Annotated in this window: 16 protein-coding genes and 2 tRNA genes; 6 read left to right on the top strand and 12 right to left on the bottom strand. The window is 43.7% G+C overall.

The genetic code is table 11. The features are described from left to right. Nucleotides 1-5: 5 nt before the first annotated feature. Both MusilaSJ_RS21640 and MusilaSJ_RS21635 read left to right on the top strand, forming a co-directional pair. Nucleotides 6-1,229 (top strand): aminotransferase class V-fold PLP-dependent enzyme, encoded by a 1,224-nt coding sequence (locus MusilaSJ_RS21640; RefSeq protein WP_274986882.1) that lies wholly within the window; start codon nt 6-8, stop codon nt 1,227-1,229. A gap of 184 nt (nt 1,230-1,413) precedes the next feature. Then, entirely contained in the window at nt 1,414-2,040 is a 627-nt protein-coding gene (locus tag MusilaSJ_RS21635) for a DUF1684 domain-containing protein (RefSeq protein ID WP_274986881.1), read from the top strand. Between the two features lie 30 nt (nt 2,041-2,070). Here MusilaSJ_RS21635 and MusilaSJ_RS21630 read toward each other — a convergent pair whose 3' ends face one another. Next, complete coding sequence (locus MusilaSJ_RS21630; RefSeq protein ID WP_274986880.1) at nt 2,071-3,120, bottom strand: right-handed parallel beta-helix repeat-containing protein; 1,050 nt, start codon at nt 3,118-3,120, stop codon at nt 2,071-2,073. A gap of 331 nt (nt 3,121-3,451) precedes the next feature. Between MusilaSJ_RS21630 and MusilaSJ_RS21625 the strand changes: the two genes are divergently transcribed. After that, entirely contained in the window at nt 3,452-4,339 is an 888-nt protein-coding gene (locus MusilaSJ_RS21625) for a dienelactone hydrolase family protein (RefSeq protein ID WP_274986879.1), read from the top strand. Between the two features lie 332 nt (nt 4,340-4,671). Here MusilaSJ_RS21625 and MusilaSJ_RS21620 read toward each other — a convergent pair whose 3' ends face one another. The 3 genes from MusilaSJ_RS21620 to MusilaSJ_RS21610 all read right to left on the bottom strand — a co-directional run bounded on the left by MusilaSJ_RS21620 (nt 4,672) and on the right by MusilaSJ_RS21610 (nt 9,222). Continuing rightward, on the bottom strand, nt 4,672-4,938 hold the full coding sequence (locus MusilaSJ_RS21620; protein WP_090534028.1) for a DUF4342 domain-containing protein: 267 nt from the start codon (nt 4,936-4,938) through the stop codon (nt 4,672-4,674). A gap of 188 nt (nt 4,939-5,126) precedes the next feature. Further along, a complete protein-coding gene (locus MusilaSJ_RS21615; RefSeq protein ID WP_274986878.1) occupies nt 5,127-6,245 on the bottom strand; it encodes a Gfo/Idh/MocA family protein in 1,119 nt (372 codons plus the stop codon). Between the two features lie 685 nt (nt 6,246-6,930). Continuing rightward, complete coding sequence (locus tag MusilaSJ_RS21610; RefSeq protein WP_274986877.1) at nt 6,931-9,222, bottom strand: GH92 family glycosyl hydrolase; 2,292 nt, start codon at nt 9,220-9,222, stop codon at nt 6,931-6,933. 329 nt (nt 9,223-9,551) lie between these two features. Between MusilaSJ_RS21610 and MusilaSJ_RS21605 the strand changes: the two genes are divergently transcribed. Next, nucleotides 9,552-10,610: an alpha/beta fold hydrolase gene (locus tag MusilaSJ_RS21605; RefSeq protein WP_274986876.1), complete on the top strand. Its 1,059-nt coding sequence runs from the start codon at nt 9,552-9,554 to the stop codon at nt 10,608-10,610. A gap of 583 nt (nt 10,611-11,193) precedes the next feature. On the opposite strand, the gene MusilaSJ_RS21600 is transcribed toward MusilaSJ_RS21605, so the two are convergent. Next, a complete protein-coding gene (locus MusilaSJ_RS21600) occupies nt 11,194-11,985 on the bottom strand; it encodes an alpha/beta hydrolase (RefSeq protein ID WP_274986875.1) in 792 nt (263 codons plus the stop codon). Nucleotides 11,986-12,399: 414 nt separating this feature from the next. Between MusilaSJ_RS21600 and MusilaSJ_RS21595 the strand changes: the two genes are divergently transcribed. Continuing rightward, nucleotides 12,400-12,795, top strand: coding sequence for a DoxX family protein (locus MusilaSJ_RS21595; RefSeq protein WP_274986874.1), 396 nt, complete (start codon nt 12,400-12,402; stop codon nt 12,793-12,795). 154 nt (nt 12,796-12,949) lie between these two features. Here MusilaSJ_RS21595 and MusilaSJ_RS21590 read toward each other — a convergent pair whose 3' ends face one another. The 6 genes from MusilaSJ_RS21590 to MusilaSJ_RS21565 form a co-directional block, all read right to left on the bottom strand. Next, nucleotides 12,950-13,366 (bottom strand): acyl-CoA thioesterase, encoded by a 417-nt coding sequence (locus MusilaSJ_RS21590; RefSeq protein WP_274986873.1) that lies wholly within the window; start codon nt 13,364-13,366, stop codon nt 12,950-12,952. 130 nt (nt 13,367-13,496) lie between these two features. Next, a tRNA-Asn gene (locus tag MusilaSJ_RS21585) sits at nt 13,497-13,570 on the bottom strand. Between the two features lie 85 nt (nt 13,571-13,655). Further along, entirely contained in the window at nt 13,656-17,798 is a 4,143-nt protein-coding gene (locus tag MusilaSJ_RS21580; protein WP_274986872.1) for a hybrid sensor histidine kinase/response regulator, read from the bottom strand. A gap of 343 nt (nt 17,799-18,141) precedes the next feature. After that, nucleotides 18,142-18,951 carry a 3-keto-disaccharide hydrolase gene (locus tag MusilaSJ_RS21575; protein WP_274986871.1) on the bottom strand — a complete coding sequence of 270 codons (810 nt, stop codon included), beginning with the start codon at nt 18,949-18,951 and terminating at the stop codon, nt 18,142-18,144. Between the two features lie 223 nt (nt 18,952-19,174). Further along, nucleotides 19,175-20,281 carry an acyltransferase family protein gene (locus tag MusilaSJ_RS21570; protein ID WP_274986870.1) on the bottom strand — a complete coding sequence of 369 codons (1,107 nt, stop codon included), beginning with the start codon at nt 20,279-20,281 and terminating at the stop codon, nt 19,175-19,177. A gap of 320 nt (nt 20,282-20,601) precedes the next feature. Then, a tRNA-Asn gene (locus MusilaSJ_RS21565) sits at nt 20,602-20,675 on the bottom strand. A gap of 317 nt (nt 20,676-20,992) precedes the next feature. Here MusilaSJ_RS21565 and MusilaSJ_RS21560 point away from each other — a divergent pair. Then, nucleotides 20,993-21,907, top strand: coding sequence for a PfkB family carbohydrate kinase (locus tag MusilaSJ_RS21560; protein ID WP_176622365.1), 915 nt, complete (start codon nt 20,993-20,995; stop codon nt 21,905-21,907). Between the two features lie 145 nt (nt 21,908-22,052). On the opposite strand, the gene MusilaSJ_RS21555 is transcribed toward MusilaSJ_RS21560, so the two are convergent. Further along, nucleotides 22,053-23,234: an acyl-CoA dehydrogenase gene (locus MusilaSJ_RS21555; RefSeq protein WP_274986869.1), complete on the bottom strand. Its 1,182-nt coding sequence runs from the start codon at nt 23,232-23,234 to the stop codon at nt 22,053-22,055. Nucleotides 23,235-23,443 lie beyond the last annotated feature (209 nt).

The raw sequence follows: 23,443 nt of genomic DNA, 5'->3' as shown, positions 1-23,443 counted from the left end.
ACCTAATGGAAAATATACTAAGCGAACAGGAAGTACAGCAACTGAGGGCCGAAACCCGGGGCACCACAAAAACCATCCACTTTAACAATGCTGGCTCATCCCTGCACCCCGATGTGGTTGTTGATACCGTGATAGACTATCTGTACGAAGAAGCGCAAAACGGCGGTTATGAAACAGAGTATACTTACCGCGAAGAGCTGGAAAACACTTACACCCTCATAGCCCGGCTCATCAATGCCCATAAGGATGAAATTGCCATTGTTGAAAACGCCAGTATCGGCTGGTGGCTTGCCTTTAATGGCATTGATTTTAAACCCGGCGATGAGATCATTACCTGCGAAATGGAATATGTAACCAACCTGATAGGTTTGCTGCACGCTCAAAAAACACTGGGTGTTGAGTTTAAAGTGATCCCCAATGATGAGCAAGGTAATTTCCGGCTGCAGGCTTTGGAAGATGCTATTTCTGACCGGACAAAGCTGATAGCCGTAACCCACATCCCCTCAACCGCAGGGGGTATGATCCCTGTTGCCGAAATAGGAAAAATAGCACGAAGGCATAATATTTTGTACCTGCTTGATGCCTGCCAGAGCGTTGGCCATGTGCCGCTGGATGTACAGGAATTAGACTGCGATATGCTGGCTGTAACCGGCAGGAAGTATTTGCGGGCGCCGAGGGGCACCGGCTTTTTATATGTACGCAAGGAGATACAGGATAAATTAAAACTGTTTTTCATGGATGGCTTCACTACGCAATGGGTAACCGAAACTGATTTTAAACCACGCAGTGATGCCCGCCGTTTTGAAGTGTATGAGAAAAGTCGCGCCCTAACCCTTGGCCTTGGCAAAGCGATTGAATATGCACTCAACATAGGCATTGAGCGTACCTGGCAGCGGGTGCAATATTTAGCCGGTTTACTACGCGAAAAACTAAAAAATATTAACGGCGTAACCGTTCATGATTTTGGCGATGAGTTATGCGGCATTGTAACTTTTTCGGTAGATGGCGTGGAAGCCACAACGGTAAAAAACAAACTGGCCGAAAGGCACATCAATGTATCAGTTGGCAAGGCGGTTTCAACCCTCATTTATATGAACAAAAATAAGCTGGGCAATATTGTAAGGGCTTCAGTACATTATTACAATACCGGGGAAGAGATTGATACCTTATGCGGAGTTTTGGAGGAGTTGGTTAGAGTAAAGCTTAATTTAATCTCGACGGACTTTTAGGTGAAAACAACTCCCCAACGTCATGCCGATTTGTTTCGGCACCCCATCAAACAGGTAGTCGGTTTTCCAGGCACGGTTGCTTAGCGAGTGGGTGTTGAAACACCAACATGACATATTTTTATTATGATACAGGGGCGTGAACAATGCAATAACGTTTTTTTTTAAACTCCTTTATAAGTTATCTTTGAGCCTGATCCATGCACCACATATGAAATATTTCGCCACCCTTTTATTCGTCCTCTTCATTAGCCAACACAGTTTTGCGCAAAGTCATAAAGAACAGATCGTTGCTTTCAGGCAAAATTATAAGGATGATTTTTTGAAAGATCCGCGATCACCGCTTAAACAGGATGACCTCCAATTTTTAAGGTTTTACGATGCCGATAGTACCTACCGCGTAACTGCTAAAGCTGAATTATTGACTAATCAACCAACTTTTATTATACCTACCTTCAGCGGTGCAGGTAGCCAATATATACGTTATGCCCAACTTTCGTTTACGCTAAAGGGTAAACCAATGCAGTTAACCATTTACAAAAGCATAGCGCTGTCGCAAAATCCGGCGTTTAGTAATTACCTGTTCCTGCCCTTTACCGATGCTACCAACGGCTCTGAAACCTATGGCGGAGGCCGCTATATCGACCTTACTACCAAAGACATTAAAAACGGCTCGATTGTTATTGACTTCAATAAAGCCTACAACCCGTACTGCGCTTTCAGCAGCGGCTATTCATGCCCTAAACCTCCGGACGAAAACCGGGTTGATATGGCTGTTGAAGCGGGTGAAAAAAACTTTGGGAAAGGGCATTGATCTAAACCAATGTTAAACAAAGCCCATTGATTATTTATTTTTTACCTTATATAAAATACCGGCATCGATGTGCGCTCCTGGTGATGAAGATGAAAGGTTCAGGTAATCTTTTGGTATGCCTTTGGTTTGTACTTCGCTCAGGGTCACTTTTCCAACTTTTTGGATATTTTGTTCTATAGGCTTATTTAGCCGGTCGGGCTTTAGGTCCTCTTCGTTAAAGCCCAAATAAAAAGCGTTTTGGGAAATAAGTGAATTGGCAAACTTATAGTTAGCATGGGCTCCACGGTATCCTATCCAAAAATAATTGCAATTGGTTATTATATTATCACTGAACGTAAACGGCATATTGGAGCTCTGGCCGTAGCCGTACCAAACAGCACCTTCGTAGGCCCCGTAAATGATGGAATGAGTGAGCGAAAAATCCCTGATCCCGAGGAATGCCATAACGGCGTTTTTTACCCCATAAAATATACAATGGTCTACGCGGATACCGGCACCCTGGGCAAAAACCCCTCCTTGTATAGGTGCAGAATTCTTTTCCCCGATAAAATAACACTGAGAGATTTCCAGTCCGGTCAATGTGCTGTCCCTCCTTTCTATAACGTAGTAATACTCGGATGCCGGGTTTGGGTTACCTGTGAACTTCAGTCCTTTAATCGTTACATGGTTCCGGGCGACCTGGAAAGCGGAGCAGGCATGCCTTAATTTACCAACCCTGTTGGAATCGGCGAGGCATTGGATAACCGGCATTTTGGCCGGTGTCCAGTCCGGGTCACCGGGCATGACCATCGCTTCGAAGGTATATTTTGCAGCAACCTGCCGGTTACTCTCCTCACGAACCACCAATGCATTTATAAGGGTATAAAGGCCGGGCGCTATCTTAATGGTAACAGGTTCTTTGCCGCTAAACGTATTTGCTTTGATTACAGCTTTTTCCAGGCTTGCCAACGGTTCAGTTCGCGTACCCGGGGCATCATCCCTGCCCTGGCTTACATTTACATATAGTGTTTGCGCGTTCAGCGGAATGCTCCAAATCAATAATATTATAAAGCTTAAGAATTTTAATGCAGTGGGTTTCATGAGTTAAACTATAAGGCATGCTGCCTGGTAAACAAATGTAAAAGAGCGGAAGGAGTCCTCATATTCATAACAGGTTCAAGTTTGTTCAAGTTTCATCACGCCGGAATCAAAAATATAATCAAACATTACCTCTGAAAACAAAAAGCAGCCCGGCGGTTAAAATAAGCTTTCAAAGTCTGTGGTCACCGGTCTGATAGTTTCAGGTTGTAAGGAAATAAAAATATGCTATGTAGAAACTCTCGCAATTCAACACACAAAACATTACCGGTAACGAGACTGTTACACCCTAAACAAAACCTAACCGGTAAATTTGAACAAAGCCTCCGGAAATATGAACCAAATCAGCAAAGAAGATATCAAACAGGAAGTGTTTGACCTGTACGATGATTACGCACATAACCGCCTCGACAGGCGTTCATTTGTGCAAAAGCTCTCCATGTATGCAGTGGGCGGCCTTACCGTAACCGCGCTAATGAGTTTCCTGATGCCCGATTACCAGGGTGCCATACAGGTAAAATCCGACGATCCGCGTTTAAAATCGGGCTATATTAATTACCCTTCGCCCAAAGGCGGCGGAACAATTAAAGGATTATTATCGGAGCCTGCAGATGCAAAGAAGAAACTGGGTGGCATAGTGGTAGTTCACGAAAACCGGGGCTTAAACCCTTATATTGAAGATGTGGCGAGAAGAGCTGCCCTTGCAGGGTTTATTACCCTTGCACCCGACGCGCTAACACCGCTTGGCGGCTATCCCGGCAATGATGACGAAGGACGTACCATGCAGGCCAAACGAAATAAAGGCGAAATGGAGGAAGATTTTATAGCTGCCTATGAATACCTGAAAAACCATAAGGATTGCAATGGTAAGGTAGGTGTTGTAGGCTTTTGTTTTGGCGGAGGAATTGCCAATATGATGGCTGTACGTGTTCCCGATCTGGCTGCCGCCGTTCCATTTTATGGAAGTCAGCCGGCTGTTGAGGATGTCCCTAAAATTAAAGCGCCGCTGTTGCTGCATTACGCGGCCCTGGATACCCGGATTACAGATGGCTGGCCGGCATACGAAAAAGCGCTTAAAGAGAATGGCAAAAAATACCAGGCTTATATCTATGAAAACGCGAACCACGGCTTTCATAATAATACAACTCCACGTTATGACAAAGCCGCGGCAGAACTGGCCTGGAAACGGACCGTTGATTTTTTTAATGAATATTTGAATTAAAGGCCGGATACCCGGCCCTTAATTTATAGGGATAAGACCTTACCCGGTATGCTACATAAGCCATAATAAATACGGTCATGTTGAACTTCTGTCAACAACCTATTTGCTAAGCCGCTTGCTAATCAAATCGCCCGCCTGTCTCGTGAGGCGCTGAAACAAGTTACCCATGACATGTTTAAAAACGGCTGTCATGCTGAGGCTCTCGAAGCATGGCGGGCAGGGCCTCTGCGTGCGACCCTTCGACAGGCTCAGGGTGACAGGCCCTCTTTTGTCATTTCGCTTTCAGAGTCTACCGGATTTAATCACTCAACGCGAGGTCCTTTTTTAACAACTTATTCTTTGGGGGTATCTTCTTTGTCTTCCTCTTCCCGTTCTACCGTTATGGTACATTCCGTAACCAGTGCGGCCAGGGTACCTACGGCAGCAAAAACCGGTGCCAGGATCATCCCAAAAAGGCCCACGCTTAACGGAAAGGTCATTAACTCTTTGCCATGCTTGTCTGAAATGGTGATCCTGCTGGCTTTACCTTCGTTAATTATCTCTTTTATCTTTCCCAATAACGCTTCACCGTTAATTGAAAATGTTTCTTTGGTGCTCATGTTTTTTCTAAGTTTTTATATTTAGATGAGCATACCAGCAGCTTGTTACAGGTTTGGCTAAATATGCCAATAGCAGGTGAAATATTAATTTCCTTACTGCAAAGGCTTCTCAATTGGTTACAAAAAAAGCAAACCCATCATGCCGAATTTATTTCGGCACATACGTATGTTTGTACCTTTAAACAATATTAAACACTTATCTCCACCTTCTTCCCGGTTTTAACAGCAAGGTAAATGGCATCAATAATTTTAAGGTCTTTCACTCCCTCTTCGCCGTTTACCGGTACTACCGGTTTTTTGTTATTAAATATAATCTCGCACATTTCATCCATCTGCACGGTTTGGTGTGTGGTAATGGGCTGGTTAAGCTCGCCCAAATGGGTGCGGCCTTTAATTGGCCCGTAGCCGGTAGAAGGCTGCATTTCGGCAAAGCCTTTTTCTCCATCAAGAAAAAATCGGTCGAGATTGTTCATATTGTAGGTTGACAGGCAAGACGCAACCGCCCCGCTTGGGAAGCCGAACTGGAACTGGATGGTTTCATCAACCCCTTCTTTAAATTTCACCGTATCGGTTTTAGTTTCCTGGGCGGTAACCCATATCGGTTCTTCACCGGTCATATAGCGCGATCCGTTGATGGCATAGATCCCAATATCCATCATAGAGCCGCCACCGGCAAGCTTTTTATTCAACCGCCATTGTGTGGGATCGCCGATGGTAAACCCGCATTGCCCCTGAAAAAACCTGACCTTCCCAAACTCACCGTTTTGCCTCATCCTGATCACTTCAAGTGTTTTTGGTTCAAAATGCATCCGGTAGCCAACCAACAATTTTACATTGGCCTTTTTACAGGCATCAACCATCTCCTGCCCCTCTTTGGCATTCACGGCCATTGGCTTTTCGCATATAGCGTGTTTACCGGCTGCAGCTACCCTGATCACAAAATCGCGGTGAAAGCCGTTGGGTGTAATAACATATACCGCGTCGATATCGGGGTTATTTTTAATATTATCGAAGTTCTCGTAGTTGTAGCAATTTTTTTCGGGGATGCCATATTTGCTTTGCCATGCTTTAACTTTTGATGGGGTTCCGCTAATTACCCCAACCAGTTTAGCTTTGGTACATTTCCGCATAGCTTCTGCAACTATGGTTCCATAGCCTCCAAGTCCCATAATAGCCACGCGCAATACCGGGCCGTCATAAACCTGTTCAGTTTGGTCTGTTCCTGCTGCCCATCCCGAGTATGGTACAAGTTGCAGGGCCAGGGCCGATAAGCCCAACTTTTGTAAAAAATCACGACGAGAATTCATAGGTATGTTTTTTGGTTTATGACAATTTACATATTTCCGGATAAAATACACCTAAGTCATCTGATTTTTACAGGGAATAAGGAGCCTCCTTCTAAAAGAAGCTAAAAACAAATAAGAAAATCGTCATTGAGGATTGGTTAGTTATTACCCACGACATAATCAAAAAACGGTTGTCATGCTGAGTAATTTTTATTTGCGCACAAATGATCGCATTGTAGATGACAACTGAGCTGATTGAAAGTCTGCGATTAATATATGCTCGCAAAGCCGCGAAGACGCTAAGAAAAACCTTTGCGACTTAGCGCCTTTGCGAGAAATCAATACCTAAACAATGTGTCAATGGCAGCCAGTCGAAGCATGGTGGGCAAGGCCTCCGCACGCGACCCTTCGACAGGCTCAGGGTGCAATGTCATTAAGTTAAGAGATTGACATGCTGCACCAGAGGTGCAAAAGGTTTGTAGAAACCATTTTGAATAGATTTTTGGTGTGCCAGCGGTACACAACTCCGGTGTTCCGTACCTCTGGCACGGTTGTTATCGGTATAATATTTTGCTACAAACCTGTTCCCCCTCTGGGGGATTTTCCTTAACTTAATGACATTGCACCCTGGGTGACAGGCTCTCTCTGCTTGACGTCATTTCACCTTCAGCGGTACCGGATTTAGACACTCAGGAAGACGAAGATATTACATCCCCTTAGGTTGATTTATTGGTTTAACTGCCCAGTTATTTCCCGGTTGATCGTTCAGATATATGTCGAGCTTACCGCCGTTCCTGATATCGTTGTAACGGATAAAATTATTAGGCATTATTTTGCCATTCAATTTCACCGATCGGATATACATTGATTTGGGGGCCGGTTTATGACAGATGATCTCGAACTTTTTGCCATTTTGAAGCGTGATAGCAATTTTATCAAATAAAGGTGAACACAACAGGTACTCGCCGGAAACCGGGTTTACCGGGTAAAAACCCATAGCAGCGAACAGATACCAGGCCGACATTTGGCCGGCATCATCATTTCCTCCCAAACCACCCGGACCATCACTGTATTCTGTCGCCAGGATCTTGCGTACAGCGGCTTGCGTTTTCCATGGCGATGGTGTATAATTATACATAAAAGGAATCTGGTGCCCAGGCTCATTCCCGTGCCAATACTCGCCTTTTCCAAACAGGCTATCTAACGACTGTTCCAGTTTCTTCGTCCCACCCATCAACTTTGACAAACCAGGCACATCCTGCGGTACATAAAAGGTGTATTGACGTGCGGTACCTTCTGTAATATAAGTCGCCTTTTTATCAGGATCAAAGGGAGATACCCATGTACCATCAGCATGCTTGCCGCGGACAAAGCCACTTGCAGCATCAAATACATTGGCATAATATTTTGCCCGTTTGGTGAGCGAGGTATAGTCGGCAGGTTTTTTTAAAGCTTTTGCAAATTGCGCCAGCGCGTAATCATCATAAGCATACTCCATTGTACGGCTCACCTGTTCCATTTTATGAAAGGCATCACGTACGCTATCTTCTAACGGGATGTATTGATATTTCAAATAGCTATCCAATGCCCTGCGGCCTTTGCCTTCTACATAGTCGGCGCTATTGGCAGGTAATTCAAAAGCGTTATGCCTTAAAATTTGGTAAGCTTCTTCAGCGTCAAGATCAGTGATCCCCTTTAAATATGCCGAACTGATTACAGAAGCCGTATGATCGCCGATCATTTCGGATGTATAGCTATTCCAGCAGGGGAAAACAGGCATCCACCCGCCCTGTTTACCTTTCAGGATCAGTGATTTTGCCAAGTTATTGATCAAAGTTGGGTTCAGGATCTCAAACAACGGCAACTGTGCCCGGTAAATATCCCACATCGAAAAATCATCATAATAATTGCCGTTTGATAATTGTTCCATTTGATAATCGCCGGCAAAACGCGGGTATCTGCCGTCAACGTCATTAAAAAGACGCGGATGCTGCATGGCATGGTAAAACGAGGTATAAAAGATCCGTTTATCCCGCTCATTGTTAGTTGAGATGTTGATTTGACCTAAGGCTTTTTCCCATTTTACCCTGCTGCTTTTTACAACCCTGTCAAAATCAAATCCCGGCATTTCGGCCTGCAGGTTTTTGCGGGCGCCTTCCAAACTGGTAAACGAAGTGCCAATCCTGATGGTTAGCTTTTCGCCTTTATTGAGCTTAAATCCGGCATAAACCCCTGTACCAGCATCGTTTTTGATACTATCTGCAATAAATATTTTATCGCCAGCAAAAGTGCCCGTTTTACCTAAACTCCGTTCAAACCTGATCACAAAGAAACCGCTGAAACCTGCGCTTTTTCCCCATCCCTGGTAAATACGGTGAGCAGGATTATAACCCGATATTTCGCCCTTTTGTTGATCTACTTTCACAAAACCCTCATGATAATCACTATTGGCTTTGATCAATAAATAAAGGCTGTCGGCCTGCTGCATGGTAAACTGCATCATACCGCAACGCTCTGTGGAAGTTACCGAGGCACTCACTTTATATTGATTAAGATTGATGCTATAAACGTGAGGCGAGGACAGTTCATCAGTATGTTTAAATGCGGCGCTATAATCAGCTGTTTTTAGCTTGCCTGTGATGGGCATGATGGTAAAGCTGCCATAGTCCTGCGTACAGGAACCGCTTAACCAGTGCGAACCACGGAGGCCGTTGAACAGGCTGTCCTTATAATAATAAGGAGGTACGCATTTGGTTTCGCCGGATTCCGTTTCGGGTGTCCATTGTGTCATTGCAAATGGGGATGTAACGGCGGGAATAGTATTGGCAAACCGCGTATCGGCGGCCTGCCCATGCTTTAATGCCGAAGCGGTGGTTGCAATAGCAGTACCAGCCATTGGCTGTACATATTTAACCAGGTTTTGCGCAAAAACCGGCCACGGAAACAACAAGAAAATGATATAAATAAACCGGTTTGCAATTTTGGAGATGAATTTCATTCGGACAGGGTATTAACAAAAAAACTTCAGCAAAATACAGCAATCGTTGCTAATTGTTACATGCACGAGTAAAATAATGATGTATAAACAACCTGGCCGGTACTGATAAACTGTAAGGATTAGTTGTTACAGCCTTTCAACCAGCTCTGCCACTTCCAACTATTACAGATAATGGCAAATCTGGCGGGCAATATGTCTGACTGAAGTCACCATTTGTCCGGTTCATGCATCAACCACTTCCATAATCCTGGTGCCGGTGTACTTTTGTTATGCCCGACGACGAGAAAAGCATCTGAAGGCGAATTATTAATCAAACTAATCCGAAAAACATGAACAATGAAACAACATTCAGCCGTCGCCGCTTTCTTGGTATCTCCGCATTAACAGTTGCAGCAGCAGAGTTAGGCGGTCTCGGTTTACTTAAAGCCGAAACCAAGCACGCAGATTCACCGGCACGGCAAAACAATACGCTTTTTTCTACAGCTTCTTTCGACTCGATCAAACAAGTAGATGCAGGCCTGCTTAACATTGGCTATGCAGAAAGCGGTCCGGCAAACGGACAGCCTGTTATCCTGCTTCACGGATGGCCATATGATATACATAGTTATACTGAGGTATCAGCCATACTTGCCAAAGCCGGTTACAGGGTTATTGTACCTCATTTGCGCGGCCATGGTACAACGCAATTCCTTTCGGCACAAACTTTCAGGAACGGACAGCAGGCAGCAATAGCTACTGATGTTATCGCACTGATGGACGCCCTGAAAATAGACCGTGCAATCATCGGCGGGTTTGACTGGGGCGCACGTACAGCTAACATCGTGGCGGCCTTATGGCCCGAACGTTGTAAAGCAATGGTTTCGGTAAGCGGTTACCTGATAGGCAGCCAGGAAGCAAATAAAAAACCACTGCCGCCCAAAGCAGAACTATCATGGTGGTACCAGTTTTATTTTAGTACCGAGCGCGGCCAAATAGGTTACGAGGCAAACCGGCGTGATTTTAACAGGCTCATCTGGGAAACAGCATCACCTAAGTGGAAATTTGACGACGCCACTTTCGCGCAAACCGCCCCGTCTTTTGACAACCCCGACCATGTTGCCATCGTGATCCACAATTATCGCTGGCGCCTGGGCCTTGCCGAAGGTGAGACAAAATATGATGACCTGGAAAGAAAACTGGCAACCGCGCCTCCAATCATTGTACCTTCTGTAACGCTTGAAGGCGATGCCAATGGAGCTCCTCATCCTAAGCCTGCTGATTATGCTGCCCGCTTTAAAGGTAAGTATGCACATCATACTATTAACGGTGGCATAGGCCACAACCTGCCGCAGGAAGCTCCTAAAGCTTTTGCTGACGCAATTATAGAGGCCGAAAGCTTTGCCAGATAAATAATCAATCTTTTTAAAATAACACGTAAACCAGGATAGGAAATGCTAAAAATGCATTTCCTATCCTGGTTTTTTGTTTACTTAAAAGCAGGTACGCACACCTGTCTGTCTTTCTAAAACCCTTTCGCACCTCTGGTGCAATCATCGTTGAGCTCTATCATTAAAATCTGTTACCGACAATCAAATCCTACAAAGGGCAAGGTTGCAGAAAACAGCCCCGTCAATGCCCGAAGCCCGCCCGGGGGCAACTCAAATTGATTGCTTGAATTTGATCGTTTTTATTTGCAAGCTAACTAAATCTGCGAGAGGCTATTATAGGCCAGCAGGCAATAGATGAGTTTGCGTAATGTAAACCTCTATGGGTTTGACCTATGCTTGCTATACCATATATTTTACCAGACTGGCTTTATCAATTGGTTTTACGGGCTACCTTAAATCTGCGGAACAACCTGGTGGAACTCGTAGCAGTATTCAACACCATCATGGCAAAGATTACATACCGCTCATCAACAGGAAAAGGGGCAACCGTTAAAACAGTCGCCCCCTTCTATCTCTTTAGTAAATGAATTAAAATAAGATCACCTTATTTTTTTTCAGAACCATTTTTTGCCGCAGCTTCAATTACACGGGCCACGGCGGCGGCCTGCGATATAAATATAACGTGACTGCCTTTAACCTCGGTGACTACAGCCCCGGCACGCTTATACATTGCACGTTCCAGTTCGGGGTTGATGGCTTTGTCCATAGTGGCTACAATACCGTAAGCTGGTTTGGTTTTCCAGGCCGCCTGTGTTAATGGAGTTACAAAGCTTGAGCCAACAATTGGCTGCTGTGAATCAAACATGAAATCTGCTTTCGCTTCATTCAGATCAGCTGCAAAACATTCGTGAAAGAGCGCTTTATCAAAATACACCAAACCATTTCTATCGGCAGGCAGGATACCATTTTTCGCAAGTGCCGGGCCCGACTGATAAACATCAAGGGTCGACTGGCCAACTTCCGGCGCAAAAGCCGCAACATATACCAAACTTGCTACTTTGGGCGATACGCCGGCTTCGGTAATTACCGAACCGCCCCATGAATGCCCTACCAGCACAGCAGGGCCATCCTGTTTTTCAAGGGCGCGATTGGTTGCGGCAACGTCATCATTGAGCGAAGTAAGTGGGTTTTGCACAAGAGTTACGTTGTATCCATCCTTTTTTAATATTCTATATACACCTTCCCATCCCGATGCATCGGCAAAAGCGCCGTGTACTATCACAATGTTCTTTACAGCAGGTGCAGTTTGAGCCAAACTATTTTTGGGGCTGAAAGTGGATAAAAAGACCGCGGCAGCAGCTATTGTTAGTTTGGTAATGTTGATTTGAGTTTTCATTTTGTTAAGTATTTATTGATTTACTCCCAAAAGTATATTTCAACTTGCCGCATACCGAGCTCAAGTGCTTTAACCCGACAAAGAAGTCCCTGAACCGGACATTTCAACCATTGAAAAAATTAGGTCCAGGCATTACACCTTAATCCAATTAACAGCATGATAAAACCCGTCTTTCCTACGCCATCGTTTTTAGTTTATCCGCCTATCACCGTGACCACAGCAATCAGCGGGACAAAAAACTTTATGGCAGGCTTTAATTAACGTATTGAAGCAGTTTGGATCAATGACATATGGAAGTCGGGGCCTGGATTGTCCGGCCGGCAGCTTAGTTTGTCTGCTTCATCCCGAAAGTGGTTAGATCTCCGTTGTTTTTGCCACAATTTTGAGCCATCAAACAACTCAAAACTACATATCATGACAACAAAAACAGTAAAAACAATCTATTGGATAGGAACAGCAATGACTTCATTATGGTTTGCTGCAAGCGGATTTGGCGAGCTGACCAAAAATCAGTTTGTGTGGGATATCACCTTAAAACTGGGCTACCCTCCGCACTTTATTTATATTCTTGGTGTCGCTAAACTATCGGGAGTAGCAGTTCTTTTAACACCTAACAGATTGCTTAGATTAAAAGAATGGGTATTTGCAGGTATTTTCTTCGATATTATATTTGCTTTTTTGTCTAAAATCGCTGTGCTCGGTTTTCCCGCCACCATTGATGCCATTGTTGCATTTATCATGGTAACGGTAACCTACCTGATGTTCCGTAAACTTTATCCGGCCACGTATGTAGTTCCTGCCGCTTTATAAGCAATGCTAATTTGCAGCAGGCGGGTTCATAAACACTTCGGTTATTTCAGGCTTTAAGCAATCCCCAAAGAGGCTATCCCACAGGTAGCCTCTTTTGTATAATATTACCCCTGCTGCATAATTATCCGGCAGGGGCAGGTGCTCTGCCGGTCACTTAATCTTCAAGAACAGGGGCATCCTTTATTTTTTCTAATACCGAGGCCGGTAAATACGGTCTGCCGCCAGTTGCCGGCACACAGGTGCCCGTAAATACAGCTTTGGTCATTACCTTATTGTTGCATATTATTGATTGTTTAAAGTGCAGCTTGGGTAAGCCCCCTTTATCAGTATACAAGGTGCAGGTAACTTTAAATTCATCGCCCTTTTTCAGTGATCTGAGAAAGCTGATGCTATAGTTTGAAAGTACCATGTAAATGCCGTTTTTAGCTTCGGTTTCAAGATCAAACCCCAATATTTCCCTGATATAATCATGCCTGCAATATTCCATATAAAACGGATAATATAAACCATCCATGATCTCCTGTACATCTATATGCTCATCTTTGGCAATATAGGTTTTTGAGTATTCCATAATAATTAACCTTTTTGTTGGATTGCAAAGCTATTGAACCTTTTGGTTTCAGGAAATGAGAGATCTGAATTTTAATGGATCAGTCCGGGCTGTATCAAATAAAAAAGCCCCACAGACATGTGAGGCTTTGCTCCTGAGGCTGGGCTCGAACCAGCGACCCTCTGATTAACAGTCAGATGCTCTAACCGGCTGAGCTACTCAGGAATCTAATCCGGTTTGGAGTTTGCAAAAGTATAATTTTCATTGATATTTCACAATTTTATTCCGCTTGATATCCTGCTGTTCAGGGTTACGTGTCACTTGTATGCTTCCCTGCCCATTTCACCAGTTTTTTAACCAGGTCATCCAATTTAAATGGTTTGCTTATATAATCGTCCATACCTGCATCTATACAAATTTGCAGGTCGGATTGGAGGGCGTTGGCCGTCATCGCAATAATAAAGGGCCGTTCGGGGAAACGCTTCTTTATTATTCGCGTGGCTTCCAGGCCATCCATTTTAGGCATTTGTACATCCATTAAAATAACATCGAACGTTTTTTTATTAACCAAATCCAGTACCTCCAGACCGTCTGCTGCCAAAGCAGCTTCATATCCTAATTTACTCAATATCTTCATGATCAGTTTCTGGTTCATCTGGTTATCTTCGGCAACCAAAATCCTCAATGGGTAGCTTTCCGAAAAATTATCAGGCAGTTTATGATTTGCAGTATCGCTGTGCAGTGGCTCATGAGTGGCAGAATTTACATGCTTGCCAAGCTCCTTTATAATGTGCTTATATAAATTATGCTGTTTTGCAGGTTTGGTTAGTATAGAACAAAACAAACCGGGGTTATCTTTATGGAAAACATAACTGATGGAGCTCAACAGCATTATAGGTAATTCGGGGTATTTGGCCCGTATTAAGGTTGCCAGTTCAATCCCATCCATAAAGGGCATTTGCATATCGGTAATAACAAGCTTAAAATCATGCTGCTGCGCCAGGATCTCAAGAGCCAGTTCGCCCGATTTGGCTACTACCGGGCTTAGTTGCCACTGCTCCAGCTGAGCCTTTAAAATCCTGCAATTGGTATCATTATCATCTACAACCAAAATTTCACTCTTTTCGAATCCCTGCATAGTGTGGTTTATTTGTACAGGGTCCTGCAGTAAACTTTTTTGCGAGTGAATAGAAAACCTGAACGTACTTCCTTTATCAACTTCACTTTCCACGCTGATTTTGCCGCCCATTAATTTTACAAGTTGTTCGCTGATAACCAGGCCAAGACCTGTACCTCCGTATTGCCGGGTGGTTGATGAATCAACCTGCGAAAACGCTTTAAATAAACGGTGCAGCTTATCGGCAGAAATGCCAATGCCGGTATCTTTTATCTCAAAGCCTAATTCGATGTGGTTATCTTCTGATATGCTGAGCAAATGCACGGCTACATAAATTTCACCCTTTTTGGTAAACTTAATAGCGTTACTAATTAAATTGATCAGGATCTGGCGAAGCCTTAAACTGTCGCCAATAATTTGCGCCGGTACATCATAGTCAATCTGGTAAACCAGGTCAAGCTTTAGGTGGGCGGCTTTTAAGGCAAAAACATCAAAAACTTCTTCAATACAGGTACGCAGGCTAAAATCCTTTTCCTCCAGCTCCATATTGCCCGATTCTATTTTCGAAAAATCTAAAATATCGTTAATCACCGCCAAGAGGTCTTCGCCGCAGGTTTGTATTGATTCGGCAAAGGTACGCTGTTCTTCATCCAAAGGAGTTTCGGCCAGTAATGACGCCATCCCGATTACCCCATTCATAGGTGTGCGGATCTCGTGGCTCATTGTAGCCAAAAATATGCTTTTAGCCTTGTTAGCTTCTTCGGCCTCAACTGCTAATTTTTTTTCAACCTCTATAGCGCGGGCCAGTTGCTCGGTGCGTTCTTTTACCTGGCGCTCAAGCTCGGCCTTTTGTTTTAATATAGAACGTGTGCGGATAAGATAAAAAGCCGGGCCGCTGATTATAAAAATTAAAGCTACAATTAATTTAAACCACCAGGTAAGCCAAAAAGGAGGCTTAATGTTGATGATGATGAATGTGCCTTTGTTATTCCATTTGCCATCGTTATTTGATGCTTTGACCCTGAATGTATAACTACCGGGATCGAGGTTGGTATAAGTGGCTGTTCTTTTATTGCCAACATAGTTCCAATCTTTATCAAACCCTTCCAGCTTGTAGGCATATTGATTTTTTTCGGGAATGGTATAATTCAGTGCCGCAAACTCAAATGTAAGTACCGAGTGTTTGTAGGATAGGTTTATGGAGTCAGTTTCGCTGATATCTTTTTGAAGCGGGGAGTTTTTAGCACCGGCGCTTATCTCTTTGTTGAAAATCTGCAAGCCGGTAATATAAACAGGCGGGATAAAGTCATTATCTTTTAAACTATCAGGATAAAAGGTACTGAAGCCGTTTACGCCGCCAAAAAACATTTCCCCGTCAGCAGTTTGAAAACCGGAATGGCCTTTAAATTCATCTCCCTGCAGCCCGTCAGACATGCCATAGTTTCTGATGGCTTTTGTTTTGGGATTAAATCGGGAGATCCCTTTGTTGGTGCTTAACCAGAAGTTGCCTTTACGGTCTTTCAAAATCGAATAGATCACATTATTGGGCAAACCCTGTCTTTCGGTAAATATGGTAAATGTTTGGCTATGCTTGTTAAACAGATTAAGTCCGCCGCCGTTTGTGCCTATCCATATATCACCGTTATCAGTCTGGGTAACCGCCTCGATGGTATTGTTTGATAAGCTGTGTTTATCCCCTTCATCGTGCCTGTAATGTGTAAAACGGCCTGTTTTAGGGTTTAATACATCCAGCCCGTTATCCGTACCTATCCACATATTGCCCTGTTTATCCTGGAATACCGAGGTAACAATATCGCTGCCTATGCTGTTATTATCCTCCGGGTTGTTCCTGTACCTTGTAAAAAGACCGGTTTTTACGTTATAATGATTAAGCCCCCCTTTCCAGGTTCCTAACCATATATTGCCGTCACGGTCTTTATACATATTGTTGATATCGGAAAGGGAAAGGCTGCGCGGATTATTTGCCTGGGGCATATGATGGGTAAAGGTTCCTTTCTTTTTATCAAACAGGTCAAACCCGCCAATGTGATAGCCAATACCAATAACATCTTTATTTATTGGCACAATGGCCATTACATAATTATTACTTATGGTGTTGCTGTTATTATCACTATGCAGGTAATGAACAAAGGTCTTTTTCTTCCGGTTAAATAAATTAAGGCCGCCCCCATCGGTGCCTATCCAAATATTTTCGTCACTATCATCGCCGGAGATGGCCAGCACATTATTATTGCTCAAACTATTCGGGTTGTTTGGGTTTTGACTGTAGGAGCTGAATTTATCGCCAAAGCCAGGCAAAAAATCAACACCGCCCGAATAAGTGCCTATCCAGGTATTCCCTGTATCATCTTTATATAAACAATAAACCGAGTTATTGCTCAGGCTGTAATGGTCGTTTGCGTCAAATTTGTAGCAAGTAAATTTATTGGCCGGATAGTCGAGCACACTTATGCCGCCATTTTCGGTCCCTATCCAGAGCTTCCCGTCGCTGTTTTCGAGTATCGAAAGAATATCGTTATGGCAAATACTGTTGCTGTTATCAGGGTCGTGTTTGAAATTTATAAACGAATTATTTTTATTGTTATATAATGCCAGGCCTCCTCCATGTGTACCTGCCCAAATATTGCCCTTGCTATCTTTGTATACCGCCTTTACCCAGCTGGCGCCGATGCTGTTTTGGTTTGCAGGATCATGAACATAACCAATAAACTTACCGTTTTGTGGATTAAAATGGAAAAGTCCGTCATCGGTGCCTATCCATAACCAGCCATTATTATCCTCAGTAACCTGGTAAATGAAATCGTTAGCTATACTGTTTGTACCATTCGCGGCATGTGTAAATCTTTTAAATGAACCATTTGCAGCATTAAACAGATATAAACCTTTGCTGGTGCCCAGCCACATCCTTTTTTTACTATCCAAAAAAACAGACTGTACAGCAAAAGTTAAATGATTGGAATAGTGGATAAATGTATTTGAGGCCCGGTCAAATCTGTCAAGCCCGCTTTCGGTTCCAATCCATAAATTATGATAACTGTCTTCCGTTATAGCTAATACATAGTTATCGATGATGGTTGTTTTATTATTCTGGTCGTGCTTATAATGCGTAAATTTATAACCGTCGTATTTATTAAGGCCATCTTCGGTGCCAAACCACATAAAGCCGCGACTATCTTTAATAATGGTTACTACATGGCTTTGGGAAAGACCTTCGTTCGTACTAAGCTGCTTAAATTTAAGGGCGGGTGTTTGCGAATAGGATAATCCGGGAAAAAGCAGGTATAAACACCAGATAAAAAGCAATATTGGCCTCATTATTATTTTGCTGGTAGTTTTATCGTATTTCTAATCGGTTGATGTTATAAGCCAAAACAAACATTGCAGCGGCTAAGTAAATGCCCCTATCTTGCGAAACTTATTAGTTTGGTTTCAGGAATTTAGTCTTAATAACTTCTACCGGGCAAGAATTTATATTGACCAAACCGCCTTTAACGTTCATAATAATTCCAGATTACCAGGAGCTTATTTTAAGTTAGCCCTGCTTGCCAGTCATACGGTATTTACGGGAAATAGTTTCGTATAACGTGTTATTTTTGCCCAATTAACTGCTGTTGTTAACTCAGGAGAAATATTAACGAGCCTGGCTTTTGTTTGCAACCTACCGGTCAGTATCCGGCAGCTGTTTAATCTCTATATTCCTGAAATCGACAGGCTGCCCTTCACTTTGTAAAGCGATAAAGCCGCTGCTTAATAATTTCCCATCCTGCTTATACTTCGGATCGTAGCCATGTGCCACACCGCCGCCAATGGTAGGCCTTGAGTATTGAAGTACCGTATCGCCGTTGATGATATGGGTGATTAATTTGTTGCCCTGAACAATCAGTTCGCCCTTTACCCACTGGTCACCGTCATAGGTTTTTGAAGTAGAATTGATACAATGGTCGGGCGAAACCTTTCCTTTATAAACAACATCAGTGCCGGGCGAACACATATTTCCTGTTGGCCTTGGTTTCCCGTCGCCCAGGCCGCCTAATAGCTGCATTTCTATCGATATCGGCCAATCCTGGTCCTTTAGCATCGTGCGGGGATCCTGTGAATGAAACATGACACCGCTGTTAAGGAGCGTGTAGTCTGGCGCACCTTTTTGCTGTTTACCAACAAAGCGGTACTCAAACCGCAGGTGATAATAAGAGAACGGGGTTTTGTAATACAAATGACCAAACTGATCGTTGAAATCGCCGTACTGATCATAGCTAACCCTGATCATGCCGTCTTCTACCCGGAAGGTATTGCCATAATTTTCGCCAACCAGGTGGTGATTGATCTTTACAAACCAATCGTTAATGTCGGTCCCGTTAAACAGCTTCGTCCAGCCCTTGTCGGCATTGCCGGCGTCAGCCAGCTTTTTCGGCCCGGCGCAGCCCAATATGAGGAGGCAGGAAAACATAAAAACGCGTGTCATTTTCATAGGTGGTAAGGTATTATGCTTTTATAGATAAATTGAATGCTTTTGTTCACTAACACTTTGCTAACCGGCATTTCGAAAGTTCGCTCAATATTAATTTGCTGATCCCGCCTTACAGGAAGTTTTATCTCCTGTGCTACGAATTTAAGAAATTCAGGCCATGTTTTAATGCTTTAATGCTTTGCATGTCAAGGTACGCTGAAGCCGCTTTTGTTCAAGATCCCTTTTACCCAAGTTTTTTTCGCAGCCAGCTACGAACCGGCTCATCATACCATTTCAAAGTAATATACGCCATGAAAATTGCACCAATCAAAATAGCTAAGGCATAAGGCCAGGCCTGCACTATGGTTACGCCTTTATGATTGCTGATCCATGCTACATAAAAATAAACCAACGGATAATGCACCAGGTAAAGAGGATAGGATATATCGCCGAGAAACCTGCATACCCTGTTCTCCACTTGGGTATGAACCTTACCGCCGGCACCAAGATAAACGATAAGCGGAAAAATGATAATGATGCAAACGGACTCGTAGATCCCGTTCATCCAAAGATGGGCAGCACCGCCGATGCGCGGCATATATAATATTATCGCTATTAAAACACTGCACCATAAAAACGTGTGCCTGACGCGGGCGGGTTTCGCAACACGCGAAAGCAGCAGGCCGGCAAAGAATGGGTATATGGTACGGGTAATGCCAACGCGTACCTGCTCCACATTAAGTGTCCAGCCGCCACTGACATCTCCATTGGTGATAGCCAGGTGCGCAAGTGCTACAGCTGCAACGCATACTAAAACCGACAATGTAGTTTTTGAAAATTTTCTTATCCAAACCGCATAAAGAATGTTGGCGATGTATTCAAAGAACAATGACCATCCTACGCTGTTAAGAGGATGCATTTCCTGCCAGCCGCGAATATCCAAAGACAGCGGTACCGGCAGGATGGTATAACCGATCAGCATTACCAGTAGCATCTTCCAAACCGGTACAGTATGAATGAGCGGCCACAGCGTACAATCTGTAAAATAAAAACCTATGGCACCCAATGTCATCCCGAGAATTACCATTGGCTGAAGGCGCTCGATACGGCGTTTAAAAAAACTGCCGATTGTCATTTTATGCCAGCGATCGTCATAAGCATAACCGATAACGAAACCCGATAGCAGGAAAAAGAAATCGACAGCCAGGTACCCGTGGTTAACTATGATATCCAGATGACCGCTCCCCAATGGTTCGGTTAGGTGAAAGGTAACTACGATAATGGCTGCAACACCGCGTAAGCCATCCAGTATCGGGTAATGTGGTTTGGTGATCAGTTTATTATTGTCCATGTATAAGATTAGAGTTGGTAGATATTTGGCCGGATGCTAAAGCAGGCATTGCCAATGTTCAGCGGGTGCTTTTCTTTCCTGTGCATGTACGGGCCGGTATGACCAATGACTTAAGTCGGTTAGATTGGTTCATGAACAGTGTATAATTGAAGTCTTATTCAGATCGTAAAAATAAGTGAATGTGTTGCCGGGATATCTTCATATCGTGTCAAAATACACGCATATCGTCTCATTTTCGCGTGTTTTGTGGATCATTGCCTGCAAAGTGATCTACAGAATATCAGATATAAAAAAAGCCTCACAGACATGTGAGGCTTTTGCTCCTGAGGCTGGGCTCGAACCAGCGACCCTCTGATTAACAGTCAGATGCTCTAACCGGCTGAGCTACTCAGGAATCTAATCCGGTTTGGAGTGGGGCAAAGGTAAAAACTCATCGGATATTTCACAATTTTTATTAAAAAAAAATTAAAATATTTTTCACAGGCTTTTTTTGCCCCTGATTATGTGTTATTTAAAACCCAAAGACACACTGCAGCATTTTTTTAGCGATGGCAATTCTTTCTGCAGAGCCTCTTTTTTCTGCCGCCAGGTTTCTGAAACTGGTTAAATTATGTTTTCTCAAATGAAAATTGGCATCGCAAACTGGCATCAATGAATGATTATCCCTTAATTTTCACAATATTTGCGGCAAAAAAATATAAATATCTTTACATGAGTTTGTTAGTTATTGGCACTGTGGCGTTTGATGCCATTGAAACCCCTTTTGGTAAAACCGATAAAATAGTAGGCGGCTCTGCAACCTTTGCAAGTTTGGGCGCTTCTTACTTTTATGATAAAATAAAAATTGTAGCGGTTGTTGGCGATGATTTTCCGCAGCACGAGATTGAGGACCTGCAAAAGCACAACGTTAATACCGAAGGTCTGCAGGTAAAACAGGGCGAGAAATCATTTTTCTGGAGCGGTCGTTACCATAACGACATGAACAGCCGCGATACCCTGGTAACTGAGCTTAACGTATTGGAAGCTTTCGATCCAATTATCCCTGATAGTTACCAGGATTGCGAATACCTGATGCTGGGCAACCTTTCTCCACAGGTGCAGCAAACTGTTATAGCGCGCCTTAAAAACCGTCCTAAGCTTATTGTAATGGACACCATGAACTTTTGGATGGATATTGCCCTTGATGAGCTTTTAAAAACCATCCAGCTGGTGGATGTGCTAACCATTAACGATGCCGAAGCCCGCCAGTTATCCGGCGAATTCTCATTAGTTAAAGCCGCCCGCAAAATATTAACCATGGGCCCTAAATACATCATCATTAAAAAAGGTGAGCACGGTGCATTGCTGTTCCATGAAGATAAGATTTTTAGTGCCCCCGCCCTTCCATTGGCCGAAGTATTTGACCCCACAGGCGCAGGCGATACTTTTGCAGGCGGCTTTATTGGGTACATGGCCAAAGTAGGCACCGTTAATTTCAACAACATGAAAAACGCCATCATTTTTGGCTCGGCCCTGGCTTCATTCTGTGTTGAAAAATTTGGTTCAGAAAGATTAAGAAACCTTAGCGAAGAGGAAATAGCCGCCCGGATCCAGGAGTTTGTAGGCTTATCTAAATTTGAATTGTAAGATAGCTTTTTAAAAACATCAATTTTTTGTGTAGAGAAGCATCAAATGCGTCTCTACACAAATATGTTTAATATTGATTTAAAGAGCTTCTCATATTAAAACTCTTTTAAAATTCAATAATAACAGGCAAAATAGCCGGCCCGGCTTATGCTTTCAACACTTCCCTGCTAATCACAATCTTCTGGATCTCACTGGTGCCTTCGCCTATGGTACAAAGTTTGGCATCACGATAAAACTTCTCAACAGGAAAATCCTTGGTATAACCGTATCCACCGAAGATCTGAACAGCCTCGGTGGCCGTACGCACTGCCGTTTCTGAGGCAAAATATTTGGCCATGGCCGATTGTTTTGTGACCGGCAGATGGCGGTTTTTCAGATCGGCAGCCTGCATGATCAGCAGTTCGGCCGCTTCAATTTCGGTAGCCATATTGGCCAGTTTAAATGCTATCCCCTGGAAATTACCAATGGGTTGTCCAAACTGGCGGCGTTCTTTGGCGTAAGCAACCGCCGCTTCAAAAGCACCTTTTGCAATCCCTAACGAAAGCGCCGCTATCGAAATCCTGCCGCCGTCTAACACTTTCATGGCCTGTTTAAAGCCTTCTCCCTCAACACCCAGCAAATTTTCCTTTGGCACACGGCAGTTATCAAAAATAAGCTCCGTGGTTTCTGAGGCACGCATACCCAGCTTGTTTTCTTTTTTGCCATGGGTAAAACCCGGTGTACCTTTTTCAATTACCAGTGCCGAGATCCCGTGCGAATCGCCTTTGTTGCCTGTACGCACCATCACTACCGCCACATCGCCCGATTTACCATGGGTTATCCAGTTTTTTGAGCCGTTCACTACATAATGGTCGCCATCCAAAACGGCGGTGGTGTTCATACCCAGCGCGTCCGAACCGGTGTTGGCCTCGGTTAATCCCCAGGCGCCAAGCCATTCGGCAGTGGCCAGTTTGGGCAGCCATTTAAGCTTTTGCTCTTCATTGCCAAAGGCAAGGATATGTCCCGTACAAAGTGAATTATGGGCGGCGACTGATAAACCTATAGCACCGCAAACTTTGGCTATTTCACTGATCACGGTTACATATTCAAAATATCCGAAACCGGAGCCGCCATATTGTTCGGGCACAAAAACGCCCATCATGCCAAGCTCGCCCAATTGTTTAAATAAGTCGATAGGGAAAACCTGGGCTTCGTCCCATTCCATTACATGAGGTTTAATATAACGGTCGGCAAAGTCTTTGGCCATCTGGCCAACCATTTGCTGATTTTCGTTCATAGCAAAATCATACCCGCCTGTTGAGGGGATATCGGTTAACAAAGTATCCATACATTTATAATTGGTTACTACAAAATAACGTATAAAAAATGAGATTGGTTTGCCCGTAAAAGCCTGCAAATCAAGAACAGTTTGGTATTGGGTATGAATTATAGGTTTAGTTAAAATAGAGTGGTTTTGGGGGAGAGGAAACTGATGAAAAATATTTTTGAAATTGTTGGAGAGGAACGAAGATAACAACCCACCGGCGCTAACCGATA

The organism is Mucilaginibacter sp. SJ (assembly GCF_028993635.1).
In the GTDB taxonomy this organism is placed as follows: Bacteria; Bacteroidota; Bacteroidia; order Sphingobacteriales; family Sphingobacteriaceae; genus Mucilaginibacter.
The sequence above is the reverse complement of the archived record's forward strand: the minus strand, read 5'-3'. Positions and strand labels throughout refer to the sequence as shown.

Excerpts from the sequence above, each read along its gene's own strand:
- MusilaSJ_RS21640 (WP_274986882.1), top strand. The coding sequence starts at position 6 with ATGGAAAATATACTAAGCGAACAGGAAGTACAGCAACTGAGGGCCGAA.
- MusilaSJ_RS21615 (WP_274986878.1), bottom strand. The coding sequence starts at position 6,245 with ATGAATTCTCGTCGTGATTTTTTACAAAAGTTGGGCTTATCGGCCCTG.
- MusilaSJ_RS21575 (WP_274986871.1), bottom strand. The coding sequence starts at position 18,951 with ATGAAAATGACACGCGTTTTTATGTTTTCCTGCCTCCTCATATTGGGC.
- MusilaSJ_RS21555 (WP_274986869.1), bottom strand. The coding sequence starts at position 23,234 with ATGGATACTTTGTTAACCGATATCCCCTCAACAGGCGGGTATGATTTT.
- MusilaSJ_RS21560 (WP_176622365.1), top strand. The coding sequence starts at position 20,993 with ATGAGTTTGTTAGTTATTGGCACTGTGGCGTTTGATGCCATTGAAACC.
- MusilaSJ_RS21610 (WP_274986877.1), bottom strand. The coding sequence starts at position 9,222 with ATGAAATTCATCTCCAAAATTGCAAACCGGTTTATTTATATCATTTTC.
- MusilaSJ_RS21580 (WP_274986872.1), bottom strand. The coding sequence starts at position 17,798 with ATGAGGCCAATATTGCTTTTTATCTGGTGTTTATACCTGCTTTTTCCC.
- MusilaSJ_RS21605 (WP_274986876.1), top strand. The coding sequence starts at position 9,552 with ATGAACAATGAAACAACATTCAGCCGTCGCCGCTTTCTTGGTATCTCC.
- MusilaSJ_RS21595 (WP_274986874.1), top strand. The coding sequence starts at position 12,400 with ATGACAACAAAAACAGTAAAAACAATCTATTGGATAGGAACAGCAATG.
- MusilaSJ_RS21630 (WP_274986880.1), bottom strand. The coding sequence starts at position 3,120 with ATGAAACCCACTGCATTAAAATTCTTAAGCTTTATAATATTATTGATT.
- MusilaSJ_RS21570 (WP_274986870.1), bottom strand. The coding sequence starts at position 20,281 with ATGGACAATAATAAACTGATCACCAAACCACATTACCCGATACTGGAT.
- MusilaSJ_RS21600 (WP_274986875.1), bottom strand. The coding sequence starts at position 11,985 with ATGAAAACTCAAATCAACATTACCAAACTAACAATAGCTGCTGCCGCG.
- MusilaSJ_RS21590 (WP_274986873.1), bottom strand. The coding sequence starts at position 13,366 with ATGGAATACTCAAAAACCTATATTGCCAAAGATGAGCATATAGATGTA.
- MusilaSJ_RS21625 (WP_274986879.1), top strand. The coding sequence starts at position 3,452 with ATGAACCAAATCAGCAAAGAAGATATCAAACAGGAAGTGTTTGACCTG.
- MusilaSJ_RS21620 (WP_090534028.1), bottom strand. The coding sequence starts at position 4,938 with ATGAGCACCAAAGAAACATTTTCAATTAACGGTGAAGCGTTATTGGGA.